The organism is Streptomyces sp. NPDC085524 (assembly GCF_044541755.1).
Taxonomy (GTDB): domain Bacteria; phylum Actinomycetota; class Actinomycetes; order Streptomycetales; family Streptomycetaceae; genus Streptomyces.
On sequence record NZ_JBITTH010000042.1, the window covers coordinates 49,538 to 61,479 of the forward strand.

The following is an 11,942-nucleotide window of genomic DNA, read 5'->3' on the forward strand; positions in this document are numbered from 1 at the left end:
GGAATTCCGCGCAGCCGTCGACCGCATCACGCATGAGGACCACGCCGCTTCGGCGAGCCGCCCGTCCTCCGGTCGGTGGCTCAGCCTGCGGGCGGGCGCGGGCGGACGTCCCGGTGAACGCCTTGGGCCGGCGCGGCAGAGCCGGGTTGCAGCCCGAGCAGTGCCGCGGCGGCCTCCGTGGTGAAGCGGTGCCACCGAAAGGCATCGCGGATCATGGTGTGGCCGCCCTTGGGCATGGCGAGGCCGGAGACCGAGGCGCCCGCGCGCTGGGCGCGGGTGAGGAAGGCCCAGGTGTCCCCCGCCCGGGTGACCCGGTCGGTTTCGTCGTGGAGCGCGACGACCCTACGGCCGTGCAGGTGCGCCGTGGGTTCGTCGGGTGGGCACCAGGGGGCGAGGGCTACCACTCCGGTGACCTGGGGGTCCGCTGCGGCGCGGAGCGCGGCCCGGCCGCCGAGGGAGTGGCCCACCAGTACGACGGGCACGGGGCCGGTGAGTGCGCGCAGTTCGTCCAGGGCACGGTGTGCGTCGGTGACGGGATGGGCGTGGTGGCCGTTCCAGCCCCGGTGGCGGTAGCGGACGTGGGCGACCAGCACGCCGTCGGCGGCGGTCGACCGCACGAGCGCGGCCGCGAAGGGCCGCATGCGCCGGGCGGGAAGGTTCAGGCGCGTAGGCGGTTCCAGGTCGTCCGCACGGCCTCCGTGCAGCAGCAGGACGGCGGCCTTCGCTCCGTGTGGCGGCTGGCCGCCTGGGACGGGTACGAGGGCACGCCCCACCACCCCTGCGCCATCGTCCGGTGTCCCGTTCATTCACCACCTCCGCTGCGCGGCGCCGCGCTGACGGGGTGGCAGCGGCAGGAAGCCGCTGGTGCGGGCGGCGTACTCAGCGTAGCCGGGGCGGTCTGCCATGTGCTTCTCCAGGAGGCGCTTGCCGCTGCCGACGGTGAGCAGCAGGGTCATCAGGACCGGGGAGACCAGGACGGCGAGGGCGGGCTGCCAGGCGGTGCAGGCGAGCAGGTAGAGGCCCCACCAGACGAGGCTGTCCCCGAAGTAGTTGGGGTGGCGGGTCCAGGACCACAGGCCCCGGTCCATGATCCGTCCCCGGTTGGCCGGATCCTCCTTGAAGCGGGCGAGTTGGTGGTCGCCGACGGCCTCGAAACCGAGCCCGAGCGCCCACACCGCGATCCCGCAGAAGGCGAGGGCGCCCAAGGGTTCGGAGCTGTACGAAGCGGCCTGGACGGGCAGGGAGATCAGCCAGACGAGGGCGGCCTGGCCGAGGTAGACGGTGCGCAGCGCGTACCGGGTCCGGTTGCCGGGTGCCTTGTCGAGGAGGGCTGTGTAGCGCGGGTCCTCGCCGTGGCCGCGGGAGCGCCGCGCGATGTGTACGGACAGGCGCAGCCCCCAGACGACGGTTGCCGCCGCCACGAGCAGGCGCCGGCCGTCGTCGCCGTGTCCGGCGGAGAGCAGCCAGGTGACGGCGGCGACGGCACTGAAGGCGATGCCCCACGCGATGTCGACGATCCGGTGCAGGCCGCAGCGTACGGCGACGGCGAAGGTGGCGATCAGTACCGCCCCCGCCGTGGCCGCGGTGACGGCGAGGTTCACGGCGAGGGCGCCCCAGTCGGTTCCGTTCACGGCGTGCTCGCCGGGCCGTACCAGTCTGCGGGGGTGGACGCCATGGCCGAGGCCCCCTCACGGCTGGGCCGCACGGAGAGGATCTGGTCGACGCCCATGCGGCGTTCGGCGAAGGCGAGTGAGGCGCCGGCGAGGTACAGGCGCCAGACCCGCGCAGTTGTCGTTCCGACGAGGGCCTCGAAGTCGTTCCAGCGCTGTTCGAGGGTGGCGCGCCAGGCGTCGATGGTGGTCGTGTAGTGCTCGCGGAGCGCTTCGACGGAGCGCGTCTCCAGGCCTGCGGTCTCCAGGTGGTCGACGGTGCGGCCGACGGGGCGCATGTGCATGTCGGGGGCGATGTATGTCTCGATGAAGGCGCCTCCGCCGGGTGCGTGTGCGCCGCGGGACATCTGCTGGATCAGCAGCCGGCCCTCGGGGCGCAGGGCGTTGTGAAGCTTCGTGGCGAATGCCGGGTATTCGGCGTCGCCGACGTGTTCGCCCATCTCGATCGCGGCGGCCGCGTCGTAGCCGCCGCCGTCGATGTCCCGCCAGTGCCGCAACTGGACGTCCACGAGATCGGCCACCCCCTCGCGTACGGCGCGCTCGGTGACGGCGTCGTGCTGGGCGCGGGAGAGGGTGACCGCGGTGACGCGGGCCTTGTGCTCCCTTGCCGCGTGCAGGGTGAGGGATCCCCAGCCACAGCCGACGTCGAGCAGCCGGTCCCCGGGGCGCAGGGCGAGTTTGCGGCAGATCAGGTCGAGTTTGTCGCGCTGGGCGTCGGCCAGTGTGTACGCGGGGTCGTCGGGCCGGGTCCAGTAGGCGCAGGAGTAGGCCATCGATTCGTCGAGGAGGAGGGCGTAGAAGTCGTTGGAGAGGTCGTAGTGGTGGCTGATCGCGGCTCGGTCCCGTGAGGCGCTGTGCAGGCTGCCGGTCAGGCGTGCCCGCCCGTCGGGGCGCTTGGGGGGTGGGCCGGCGACACCCAGGCGTACCGCGAGGGTGGCGGCCGCGGCCATGCCCGCCGGTCCCGGGCGTACGGCGGGCCGGTCGCGGACGGCCCGGCCGGCTCGCGACAGCGCGTCGGCCAGGTCGCCCTCGACATCGAGGTCCCCGGTGACGTACGCCTCGGCGAGCCCGAGTTCGCCAGGCTGCCACAGCAGGCGGCGCAGGGCGCCGGGCGAGCGGAGGTGCACCTCGGGCGCGTCCGCGGGGCCCGTACGGCTGCCGTCCCAGGCCCGGATGCGCACGGGCAGCGGGCCGGGCAGGAAGTGGCCGAGGAGCCGTGCGAGTCGGTCGGCGGCGGCCTTCATCGGTGGGTCCCTTCGGTGAGGAGGAGCTGGCGTACGTCGAGGTAGCGGGAGCGGAAGCCGGCTTCGGAGTAGGCGAGGTAGAACTCCCACATGCGCTGGAAGACCGGGTCGAAGCCGAGGCCGGTGACGGCTTCCCGGTGGGCGGTGAACCGTTCCCGCCACAGGCGGAGGGTCTCGGCGTAGTGCGCGCCGCAGCCGTGGTCGGCGCGTGTGCACAGGCCGGCGGCGGCGGAGTGCTCGGCGATGGCCCTGCGGGACGGGATCAGGCCGCCGGGGAAGACGTACTTGCTGATGAAGGTGTGGGTGGCGGCGGTGTGGAGCATCTGCTGGTGGCCCATGGTGATGGCTTGCAGGGCGATCCTGCCGCCGGGCGCGAGCGCGCGGCGCAGGGCCGTGAAGTAGGCGGGCCAGTACTCGGCGCCGACCGCTTCGATCATCTCGACGCTGATCACGGCGTCGTGGCGGCCTTCTGCGTCGCGGTAGTCGCGCAGCTGGACGTCCACCCGCTCGGTAAGTCCGGCGGCGGCGATGCGTTCGCGGGCGAGGGCGGCCTGCTCGGCGGAGAGGGTCAGGGTGGTGACCCGGGCACCGCGTGCGGCGGCCCGCAGGGCGAGCTCGCCCCAGCCGGTGCCGATCTCCAGCAGGCGTGTGCCCTCACCGACGCGGGCGAGGTCCAGGAGCCGGTCGATCTTGCGGTGCTGAGCGGACGCCAGGGATTCGAACCGGGCGGGGAAGGCGTCGAAGACCGCGGAGGAGTAGGTCAGGGTGGGGTCGAGGAACGCGGAGAACAGGTCGTTGGACAGGTCGTAGTGGCGCTGGATGTTGTCGCGGGCGCCGGCGCGGGTGTTGCCGTCACTGGCCGGGCGGCGGGACACCCACAGGCTGCGGAGCCGGCGCAGCGGGGCGGGCACCAGGTCGTCGACGTGCTCGGCCAGAACCGTCAGTACGCCGGCCAGGTCGTCGCTGTCCCATTCGCCGGCCATGTACGACTCGCCGAAGCCGATCAGGCCGTGGCGGCCGATGCGCCGGTGGAAGGCTTCGGGATCGTGGACGGTCAGCATCGGGCCTGGGGCACCTGCGGGGGCGCCGGTGGGGGATGCGGTCAGGCCGAGCCGCTCCAGGGCCCGGTCCACCAGGTGTCCGGCGACGGCGGTCCGGGCGGGCCCGGCGGACGGGAGTCGTGCCACGTCCGGCCAGCGGCCTGCATCGACATCGGTACGGCGGAGGCCGGGCACGGCGGGCACGCCTGGCACGCCGGGACCGGCGCCACGGGCCGGCTGTGTGCGCCTCTGCGTCCGGGTCTGCGGGGGAATCCCGGCGGCGCGGCCGGACGTCCGGACGCGGCCGTGGGACGTGGTGGCGGGCTGGGTCATGACAGCGGGCCTTCCTGCAGGTCGGGCTGGGGACGGGGGTGTACGGGCAGGCCGCGCAGGAGCAGGCGGATGCCCTGACTGCGGATGCCGGCCCAGACGGCGAGGGTCGACCACGGCCTGCGGGCGGCGGCGGAGAGCAGCGCCGGCAGGGTTGCGGGGCGGCGACGGCCCCGCACGACTGCGGTGAAGGCGCGGCCGTTCTCGTTCTCCAGGTGAACGGTCAGCGCCAGCCGCTCCCCCGGCAGCGGCAGCCGCATCCGGTAGCGGCCTTCGACCGCGAAGAACGGCGAGACGTAGAAGTCCTTGTCCACCTCCGCCTCGCCGGCCCCGTCGGTGCACAGCAGGTAGCAGTGGCGCTGCCCGTAGGTGTTGTGGACCTCGGCGACCACGCACACCAGCGCGCCGGAAGGGTTGTGGCACCAGTACACGCTGAGCGGGTTGAAGACGAACCCGAAGACGCGGGCGTGCGCCAGCATGGTCACGCGCCCGCCGGCCAGGTCGATGCCGCAGGTGGCGAGGTAGGCGTCGAGTCCGGCTCGGATGGATCCGGCGTCCCCGGTGAAGTGGTCGCGGGCGTCGAACCGGGCGAGCGGGCGTACCGGGAGGGGCAGGACGGGCAGCCGGTCGAGGTCCACGCACCACAGGTAGGTGCGGTGCCGGAAGGAGTGGCGCAGCGGTGTGGTGCGGGCATGCGTGATCACGCACTCGTAGAGCGCGGCGGCGGGTGGTGCGGGCACGGTGCGGGCGGCAGGCCCTTCGGTTCTGGTCACCAGCGCGCTCCCAGGGACCGGGCGGCCGCGGCTCCGGAGCGGCAGCCGTCCTCGTGGAAGCCCCAGCCGTGCCAGGCCCCGGCGTAGGCGGTCACCCCGTCGTTCAGGCGGGGCAGCTGCTTCTGCGCGGCGACGGAGGCGGGGGTGTACACCGGGTGTTCGTAGACCATCCGCTCCAGCACCCGGTCTGCGGCGATGCCGTCCTCCCCGCCCAGAGTGACGACGTAGTCGGCGCCCTCGGGCAGGTGCTGCAGGCGCCGCATGTCATAGCTGACGCGGACGGGGTCCGCGGAGGGGGCGCAGCTGGTCATGCGGTAGTTCCAGGAGGCGCGGGCGCGTGGCGAGCGCGGCAGGATCCGGGTATCGGTGTGCAGCACGGTGGGGTTGCGCGAGTACGTGAACGCGCCCAGGAGCCGCTTCTCGTCGGCGGTGGGGTCGGCGAGCAGGCGCAGCGCCTGGTCGGGGTGCGTGGCGATGACCACGGCGTCGTACGTGTCGGTGCCGCCCTCCCGGGTGGTGATCCGTACGCCCCGGCCGCTGCGCCGGACCGCATCGACGGGGTTGGAGGTGTGGACGCGCTGCACGTGTTTGGCGGCTGCTGCGACGTACGCGGCCGAGCCGCCGGTGACGGTCTTCCACTGTGGGGAGCCTGTGACGGACAGCAGGCCGTGGTGGTCGAGGAAGGCGAAGAGGTAGGCGGCCGGGTAGGAGAGCGCCGTGCGCGCCGGGCACGACCACACCGCCGCGACCAGCGGAAGGGCGAAGTGGCTGACGAAGTAGCGGGAGAACCCTCCTTCGCGCAGGAAGTCCCCGAACGTCGTACGCGCGGGGGCTCCGTGGGCCAGGAGGCGGCGTGCACCCCGGTGGAAGACCGGCACCTCGGCCAGCAGCCGCAGGTGGCGGCCCCGCAGTCCGGCCCTGGAGGCGAACAGCCCCGCCGGGCCGCGGGCCCCGGCGTATTCCAGACCGCAGCCGTCGCACCGCACCGACATGCTCATCTCGGCGTCCTGCGTGCCGATCCCCAGCTCCCGGAGCAGCCGCAGCAGATTGGGGTAGGTGCGCTCGTTGTGGACGATGAACCCCGAGTCCACAGCCACCCCGCGTCCGCCCGGGCCGGGCAGTTCACGCGTGTGGGCGTGCCCGCCGAGCCGGCCGTCCGCCTCGTACAGGGTGACCTCGTACGAGGACGACAGGATGTAGGCAGCGGTCAGGCCCGCCACCCCCGCGCCGATGACCGCCACTGTCCGGTCTTGCACCACAACCGCTCCCGCCACTCGACACGCCGCCAGGCTGCTGCGTTTCACCTGTACTTCGCAGCGGACCGGCGGCCGGATTGGAGGAGATCTGAAGCGGCGTGGCGCCACGCCTCGGGAGTCGGGACGTGTCCAGGGGGTGAGCGCGTCGAGCTGTCGGTGCGGGCAGCCCCGCCGGTGGTTGCGGTGGGTGCCCCGATCAGGCGGGAAGGGTCATCAGGAGCAGGGGGTCGGTGGTGGGCTGGGGGGAGCCTCCCGCGGGTTCGAGGGTGAGGCCCACGGCGCCGGCGTCGGCGGGGTTGCCGGTGAGGACGACCGTGCCGTCGTGGTCGATGAAGCCGGCGGGGCGCATGGTGCCGCCGTGGGCGAGCCACAGCTGGTAGGTCTTGCCCGCTCCGGGGGCGGGAAGGTCGGCGGCGGTGAAGACGGCCTTGTTCTGCCGGTCGGAGGCGACGACGGTGGTCAACGCGCCGTTGGCGGCCCGTCCGTGGACGGTGCGCGCGTCCGGGGCGGCCAGGACGGCGCTGACCGTGTCGAGCTGCCGCTGGGCCTGGCGGGCCTGCTGCTTGAGGTCCTGGCCGTTCTGCGCCTGCCACACGGCGACGCCGCCGAGCGCGGCGGCGGCCACACTGGCGGCCAGCGCCAAGGGCACGGCCCGCCGACGCAGGATGCCGCCGGGCGCAGGCGCGGCGGGGGCTGGGCCGGGAACGCGCGGCGGCAGTTGACGCACCTCGTCGATGGCGGCCATGACCTGCGCCTTGGCCGCGGGCGGCGGTGGCTGGGAAACGGCTGCGGCCAGGCGGGCGGCGGTCGCCTCGAACTCGGCGGCTTCCTGCCGGCAGGCCTCGCAGGCTTGAAGGTGGTCGGCGAAGGCTTGGCGCTCGCCATCATCGAGGGCGCCGAGGGCGTAGGCGGCAGCGAGGGTGTGGGCGTCGTTGGCGTGGTGGTTCATGTGGTCACCCCCATGCAGTCGCGGAGCCGGATGAGCCCGTCGCGCATGCGTGTCTTGATGGTGGGAAGAGGAGTGCGCAGGGCTTCGGCGACCTCACGGTAGGTGAGCCCCCGGTAGTAGGCCAGGGTCACCGCCTGGCGCTGGAGTTCGGTCAGCCCGCGCAGGCAGCGGCGTACCTGCTCGGACTCGAGGCGGGTCTCGACCTGTTCGGCGACCTCGTCGAAGGCGGTGGTGTGCTCGCGGGCGGCCTGGGCGTGCTCACGGTCGATGGCGGCCTGGGCGGAGCGGACCCGGTCCACGGCCCGCCGGTGGGCGATCGTCGCCGCCCACGTGCTGACGGATCCGGCGTCGGGGCGGTAGCGGGCGGCCTGCCGCCACAGGTCGATCATGACCTCTTGGGCGACCTCCTCGGACTGGGCCCGGTCGCGTACGACCTTGACCACGATTCCGAAGACCATGGGTGCGAGGGCGTCGTAGAGGGCGGAGAAGGCCTCTTTGTCGCCGTGGGCGACCTTCTGCATGACGTCGGCGAGGTCGTGGCGGCCGGGGTCTGAGGGGCGGCCGGCATTGAAGGGGATCGACTGGTTCACCTGGGGGGCTCCGGCTGTGGAGTGGAGGCGAAGAGGCGGCCTGGGGCGGCCGTCGGGGGGCGGGGCGTCCATTGCATGCCGGTCCTTGTGTCGTCGCTGGTGCGGCGCCGGACCGCCCCCGGGGGACGGTCCGGCCTTGGAAACCTGTACGTGTGTCGCCTGTTCTTCGTAGCGGGCGGGTCTGCGGATGGGAGGCCTCTTCGTCAGCCGCACCATTCGTGGCTAACCCGTTGGAGGGAAGCAGGCTCCTTCGGGCAAGCCGCTGGGGAACCCGCGGCGAAGAGCGGGTGTGAGGGACCTCGAAGGCATTCAGGAGGCTCCCTCACCGGCCGCGCGGAACCTCCGCACGGCCGTACACCCTCACGGGAGGTACGAAGACATGATTCGTGTGCGACGAGGTCTGGCCGTGGCCCTGGCGGCCGGTGCGGTCGTGCTGGCCGGCGCGTCGGTGGCGTCCGCCGACGCAGGTGCGCAGGGCGTTGCCGCGTACTCACCGGGTGTGGGCTCGGGCAACCTCATCCAGGTGCCCGTCCACATCCCGGTCAACGTCTGCGGCAACACCCTCAGCGTCATCGGGCTGCTGAACCCGTCCTTCGGCAACACCTGCGTCAACGCCTGACCCCGCACCGGGGGCGCAGCTCCGGTCCGGCGCCGTCACGACGGGGAGGCGCCGGCCGGTGACCCGACCCGGTAGGGGCGCAACGCGGCCCTGAGGACGCACTGCGCACGCAACCCGCACCGGGCGGGTCGGCTGCGGGTGGGGTTCCGGTGGCGCCGGAACCCCACGACCGCCCTGCAAGGGGCTACCGCTTGTCGTGGCAGTTCCAGTCGGCGGGAACCCAGTGGCCGACGTGGCGGCCGGGCGACCGTGCCTGCTTCCAGTAGCCCTTGGCCCACCATCCGTCGTGCCACGTCCCGTGGTGGTCCCGGTCGCCGGTGACCGCCGAGGGCGCCGCAGACGGTGCCGGCGCCGCGTTCGCCGTGGCGGAGGCGCCCAGCACGGACGCGCCGACCATCAGGCACCGCCCTCGCCCGACCCCGGCCCTCCCCCGCACGCCGGTGACCAGGGCCGCCCCACCTCCTCCACGCCTGCGTTGTGATGGCAATACAGCCGGACAGTTCACTCTTTCGGGTGCGGGACCAATCCGCCGGGTGGGTGCGGCCGAATGCCGGGTGTGAGCAGCTTCCGCAGCACCCTCTCCCGCGCCGCACAGGGCGCGCTGGCCGGAGTTCTGGCCGCGTTCACGGCTCTGGCCGTGGCCGAGCTGGTGGCCGGACCGGTGCGGCCGGCAGCCGGGCCCGTGACGGTCGTCGGGGGCGCGGTGATCGACCGGACGCCCGCCGCGGTGAAGGACTTCGCGATCCGCACGTTCGGGGAGAACGACAAGACCGTCCTGCAGCTCGGCATCCTCGCGGTTCTCGCCCTCATCGCCGTCGGCCTGGGCATCCTGGCCCTGTCGCACCGGCGGGCCGGCGCCGCGGGCGTGCTGCTGTTCGGGATCGTCGGCACCGCAGCGGCCCTCGGCCGCCCGGACTCCACCGGCGTCGGCGACGCACTGCCCTCGATCGCCGGAGCCCTCGCAGGGGCACTCACCCTGTACGTCCTCGCGTCCAAAGCCGTACCCGTTACGGCCCAGGCCGGCGCCGACGGCGAGGGCACCGGGGCATGGGGCAGGCGCGGGTTCCTCACCGCGGCCGGTGTGACTGCTGTCGCAGCGGCCTCGGCCGGGACCCTGGGCCGGTTCCTCACCGGCCGCCAGGGCCAAGGCGCTGTCGCCTCCCGCGAGGGCCTGGTTCTGCCTGCTCCTGCCTCCCCGGCTCCTGCGGTCCCGGCCGGCGTCCAGCTGAAGGCTGCCGGTATCAGCCCCTTCACCACCCCCAACTCCGACTTCTACCGTGTCGACACCGCCCTGACCGTTCCCAGGGTCGACGCAGGCACCTGGCGGCTGAGGATCCACGGCAAAGGCGTCACCCGCCCGCGCAGCTACACCCTCGACCAGCTCCTGGCCCGCCCCCTCGTCGAACGCGACATCACGCTGACCTGTGTCTCCAACGAGGTCGGCGGCCCCTACGTCGGGACTGCCCGCTGGCTCGGCGTCCGCCTCATCGACCTCCTTCGGGAGGCGGGAGTCCGGCCACCGTCCCAGGGAGGGAAGGCGGACCAGTTGGTGGCCCGCTCAGTGGACGGGATGACGCTCGGCTCGCCGGTCGAGGACGTCATGGACGGCCGGGACGCGATGCTCGCGGTCGGCATGAACGGCGAACCGCTGCCGTTCGACCACGGCTTCCCCGTCCGGATGCTCGTCCCCGGCCTGTACGGCTACGTGTCGGCCTGCAAGTGGATCACCGACATCGAGCTCACCACCTTCGACGCCTACGACCCCTACTGGGTGAAGCGGAAGTGGGCCCGGAGAGCGCCGATCAAGACGCAGGCCCGCATCGACACCCCCAAGCCCTTCGCCCGCCCCGCCGCCGGCACCGTCACCGTCGCGGGCGTGGCCTGGGCCCAGCACCGCGGTATCACCCGCGTCGAAGTCCGCATCGACGACGGCCCGTGGCAGGACACCGACCTCGCCCTCCAGGCCACCGTCGACACCTGGCGCCAGTGGTCCTACCGCTGGAACCCCACACCCGGCGGGCACACGATCACCGTCCGCGCCACCGACGGCACCGGAGCGGTGCAGACCGAAGGGCGCGCCCGCACCATCCCCGACGGGGCGAGCGGATGGCACAGCGTCTTCGTCACCGTCCCCTAGACCACCGGACCGGCCCGCAGGCCGGATCCGGCAGCACAACCAGCCAGTTCACACCCCTGCACATCCGAACTTCACGGAGTAAAAGATCATGAACAGCCTTAAGATCCGCCGTACCGCGATCGCCGTCGCCGCAGCCACCCTGCTGCCCTTCTCCCTGGCCGCGTGCTCCGACTCCGGCAGCGACACCGGGGCCGCCCCCACCGCGGCGGCCGGCAACGAGGCCAAGACCGGCGAGAGCACCCCCGCGGGCGACTCGATGACCGGCGCCCAGCCCTTCGGCCCGGCCTGTGCCGGCGTGCCCGAGGAAGGCGCCGGTTCCTTCGACGGCATGGCCAAGGACCCGGTCGCCACCGCCGCCTCCAACAACCCGGCCCTCTCCACCCTGGTCGCCGCGGTCAAGAAGGCCGGCCTCGTCGACACCCTCAACAACGCCAAGGACATCACCGTCTTCGCGCCGACCAACGATGCCTTCGCGAAGATCCCGAAGGCCGACCTCGACAAGGTCCTCGCCGACAAGGCCACCCTCACCAAGATCCTCACCTACCACGTCGTCGGCCAGAAGCTCACCCCCAAGCAGCTGGACAACGGCAGCTTCGAAACCCTGGAGAAGGGCATGGTCACCACCAAGGGCTCCGGCGAGGCATACAAGGTCAACGACACCTCCAACGTGGTCTGCGGCAACGTCAAGACCGCAAACGCCAACGTCTACATCGTCGACACCGTCCTGATGCCCAAGTAGCCCCCACCAGGGACGCACTCCCCCAACGGCCGGTGGCCCTGCATCCTTCTCTCGAAGGGTGCAGGGCCGTCAGTGTGGCCGGCCGCTTTGCATGGATCGGCCGACGGACCCGGCCCGGCGCGGTGGTCCCCCGTCGGGACCGGTCAGCGCGGGCCGGGCGTCGAGGTGTGCTGCTACTTCCGGTTCAGGGGCAGGGCCGGGTCGGTGACCCGGTACTCGGTCGGGGCGATGCCTTGGGCGGCCTCGCCTGCCGCGGATGTGAGGGATGGGTGGGCCCCCGGCAGAGCGAGGTCCAGCTCCCCGCCGGGTGCCCGAAGGGGATGAAGACGGACGCCGAGTACGTCACCGTCACGCTGAAGGTCGCCCCCGGCGTCGTCGTGGCGGAGAAGTGGGACGACGCAGCCCTCGTCGCTGCTTCCCGCACCGTGGTCCTGGAGGCCGTCGACAATCTCGCCAAGCAGTACGACTGCGGGATTCTTGTCGGGTTGCTCACGCCGCCCGTCAGCCGGCGTGCACGTGGGGGCGGCGGGAGCGGTCGGGTTCGGCCTCGCGGATGACTTCGCGGGTGACGGGGGCGACCTCGCCCTGGCCGAAG

At 72.9% G+C, this 11,942-nt stretch carries 12 protein-coding genes; 3 read left to right on the forward strand and 9 right to left on the reverse strand.

Going from position 1 to position 11,942, the window contains the following annotated elements; all coding sequences use genetic code 11:
• Positions 1 to 80: 80 nt before the first annotated feature.
• The 8 genes from ACIGFK_RS39785 to sigK form a co-directional block, all read right to left on the reverse strand.
• A complete protein-coding gene (locus ACIGFK_RS39785) occupies positions 81 to 806 on the reverse strand; it encodes an alpha/beta fold hydrolase (protein WP_376660330.1) in 726 nt (241 codons plus the stop codon).
• Complete coding sequence (locus tag ACIGFK_RS39790; RefSeq protein ID WP_376660331.1) at positions 807 to 1,631, reverse strand: DUF1295 domain-containing protein; 825 nt, start codon at positions 1,629 to 1,631, stop codon at positions 807 to 809.
• Positions 1,628 to 2,914, reverse strand: coding sequence for a class I SAM-dependent methyltransferase (locus ACIGFK_RS39795; protein ID WP_376660332.1), 1,287 nt, complete (start codon positions 2,912 to 2,914; stop codon positions 1,628 to 1,630). The genes ACIGFK_RS39790 and ACIGFK_RS39795 overlap by 4 nt, the downstream gene beginning before the upstream one ends.
• A complete protein-coding gene (locus tag ACIGFK_RS39800; RefSeq protein WP_376660333.1) occupies positions 2,911 to 4,287 on the reverse strand; it encodes a class I SAM-dependent methyltransferase in 1,377 nt (458 codons plus the stop codon). Before ACIGFK_RS39800 ends, ACIGFK_RS39795 begins: the two co-directional genes overlap by 4 nt.
• Positions 4,284 to 5,057, reverse strand: coding sequence for a DUF1365 domain-containing protein (locus tag ACIGFK_RS39805; protein WP_386470713.1), 774 nt, complete (start codon positions 5,055 to 5,057; stop codon positions 4,284 to 4,286). The genes ACIGFK_RS39800 and ACIGFK_RS39805 overlap by 4 nt, the downstream gene beginning before the upstream one ends.
• The gene (locus tag ACIGFK_RS39810) at positions 5,054 to 6,313 is read right to left on the reverse strand and encodes an NAD(P)/FAD-dependent oxidoreductase (RefSeq protein ID WP_400055789.1); all 1,260 of its coding nucleotides are present in this window, start codon (positions 6,311 to 6,313) and stop codon (positions 5,054 to 5,056) included. Before ACIGFK_RS39810 ends, ACIGFK_RS39805 begins: the two co-directional genes overlap by 4 nt.
• Positions 6,314 to 6,509: 196 nt before the next feature.
• The gene (locus ACIGFK_RS39815) at positions 6,510 to 7,262 is read right to left on the reverse strand and encodes an anti-sigma factor (RefSeq protein WP_376660336.1); all 753 of its coding nucleotides are present in this window, start codon (positions 7,260 to 7,262) and stop codon (positions 6,510 to 6,512) included.
• The gene (gene sigK / locus ACIGFK_RS39820; protein ID WP_376660342.1) at positions 7,259 to 7,783 is read right to left on the reverse strand and encodes an ECF RNA polymerase sigma factor SigK; all 525 of its coding nucleotides are present in this window, start codon (positions 7,781 to 7,783) and stop codon (positions 7,259 to 7,261) included. Before sigK ends, ACIGFK_RS39815 begins: the two co-directional genes overlap by 4 nt.
• Positions 7,784 to 8,231: 448 nt before the next feature.
• Between sigK and ACIGFK_RS39825 the strand changes: the two genes are divergently transcribed.
• Entirely contained in the window at positions 8,232 to 8,471 is a 240-nt protein-coding gene (locus ACIGFK_RS39825) for a chaplin (RefSeq protein ID WP_376660337.1), read from the forward strand.
• A 184-nt stretch (positions 8,472 to 8,655) separates the two neighbouring features.
• On the opposite strand, the gene ACIGFK_RS39830 is transcribed toward ACIGFK_RS39825, so the two are convergent.
• Complete coding sequence (locus ACIGFK_RS39830; RefSeq protein ID WP_400055791.1) at positions 8,656 to 8,868, reverse strand: hypothetical protein; 213 nt, start codon at positions 8,866 to 8,868, stop codon at positions 8,656 to 8,658.
• Positions 8,869 to 9,018: 150 nt separating this feature from the next.
• Here ACIGFK_RS39830 and ACIGFK_RS39835 point away from each other — a divergent pair, with 150 nt between their 5' ends.
• The gene (locus ACIGFK_RS39835; RefSeq protein ID WP_376660339.1) at positions 9,019 to 10,608 is read left to right on the forward strand and encodes a molybdopterin-dependent oxidoreductase; all 1,590 of its coding nucleotides are present in this window, start codon (positions 9,019 to 9,021) and stop codon (positions 10,606 to 10,608) included.
• A gap of 88 nt (positions 10,609 to 10,696) precedes the next feature.
• Complete coding sequence (locus tag ACIGFK_RS39840; RefSeq protein ID WP_386470729.1) at positions 10,697 to 11,347, forward strand: fasciclin domain-containing protein; 651 nt, start codon at positions 10,697 to 10,699, stop codon at positions 11,345 to 11,347.
• Positions 11,348 to 11,942 lie beyond the last annotated feature (595 nt).

What these genes read in the sequence shown, in the direction of transcription:
- ACIGFK_RS39785 (WP_376660330.1), bottom strand. Translation starts at nt 806, where the DNA reads ATGAACGGGACACCGGACGATGGCGCAGGGGTGGTGGGGCGTGCCCTC.
- ACIGFK_RS39795 (WP_376660332.1), bottom strand. Translation starts at nt 2,914, where the DNA reads ATGAAGGCCGCCGCCGACCGACTCGCACGGCTCCTCGGCCACTTCCTG.
- ACIGFK_RS39800 (WP_376660333.1), bottom strand. Translation starts at nt 4,287, where the DNA reads ATGACCCAGCCCGCCACCACGTCCCACGGCCGCGTCCGGACGTCCGGC.
- ACIGFK_RS39815 (WP_376660336.1), bottom strand. Translation starts at nt 7,262, where the DNA reads ATGAACCACCACGCCAACGACGCCCACACCCTCGCTGCCGCCTACGCC.
- sigK (WP_376660342.1), bottom strand. Translation starts at nt 7,783, where the DNA reads ATGCAGAAGGTCGCCCACGGCGACAAAGAGGCCTTCTCCGCCCTCTAC.
- ACIGFK_RS39825 (WP_376660337.1), top strand. Translation starts at nt 8,232, where the DNA reads ATGATTCGTGTGCGACGAGGTCTGGCCGTGGCCCTGGCGGCCGGTGCG.
- ACIGFK_RS39830 (WP_400055791.1), bottom strand. Translation starts at nt 8,868, where the DNA reads ATGGTCGGCGCGTCCGTGCTGGGCGCCTCCGCCACGGCGAACGCGGCG.
- ACIGFK_RS39835 (WP_376660339.1), top strand. Translation starts at nt 9,019, where the DNA reads ATGCCGGGTGTGAGCAGCTTCCGCAGCACCCTCTCCCGCGCCGCACAG.
- ACIGFK_RS39840 (WP_386470729.1), top strand. Translation starts at nt 10,697, where the DNA reads ATGAACAGCCTTAAGATCCGCCGTACCGCGATCGCCGTCGCCGCAGCC.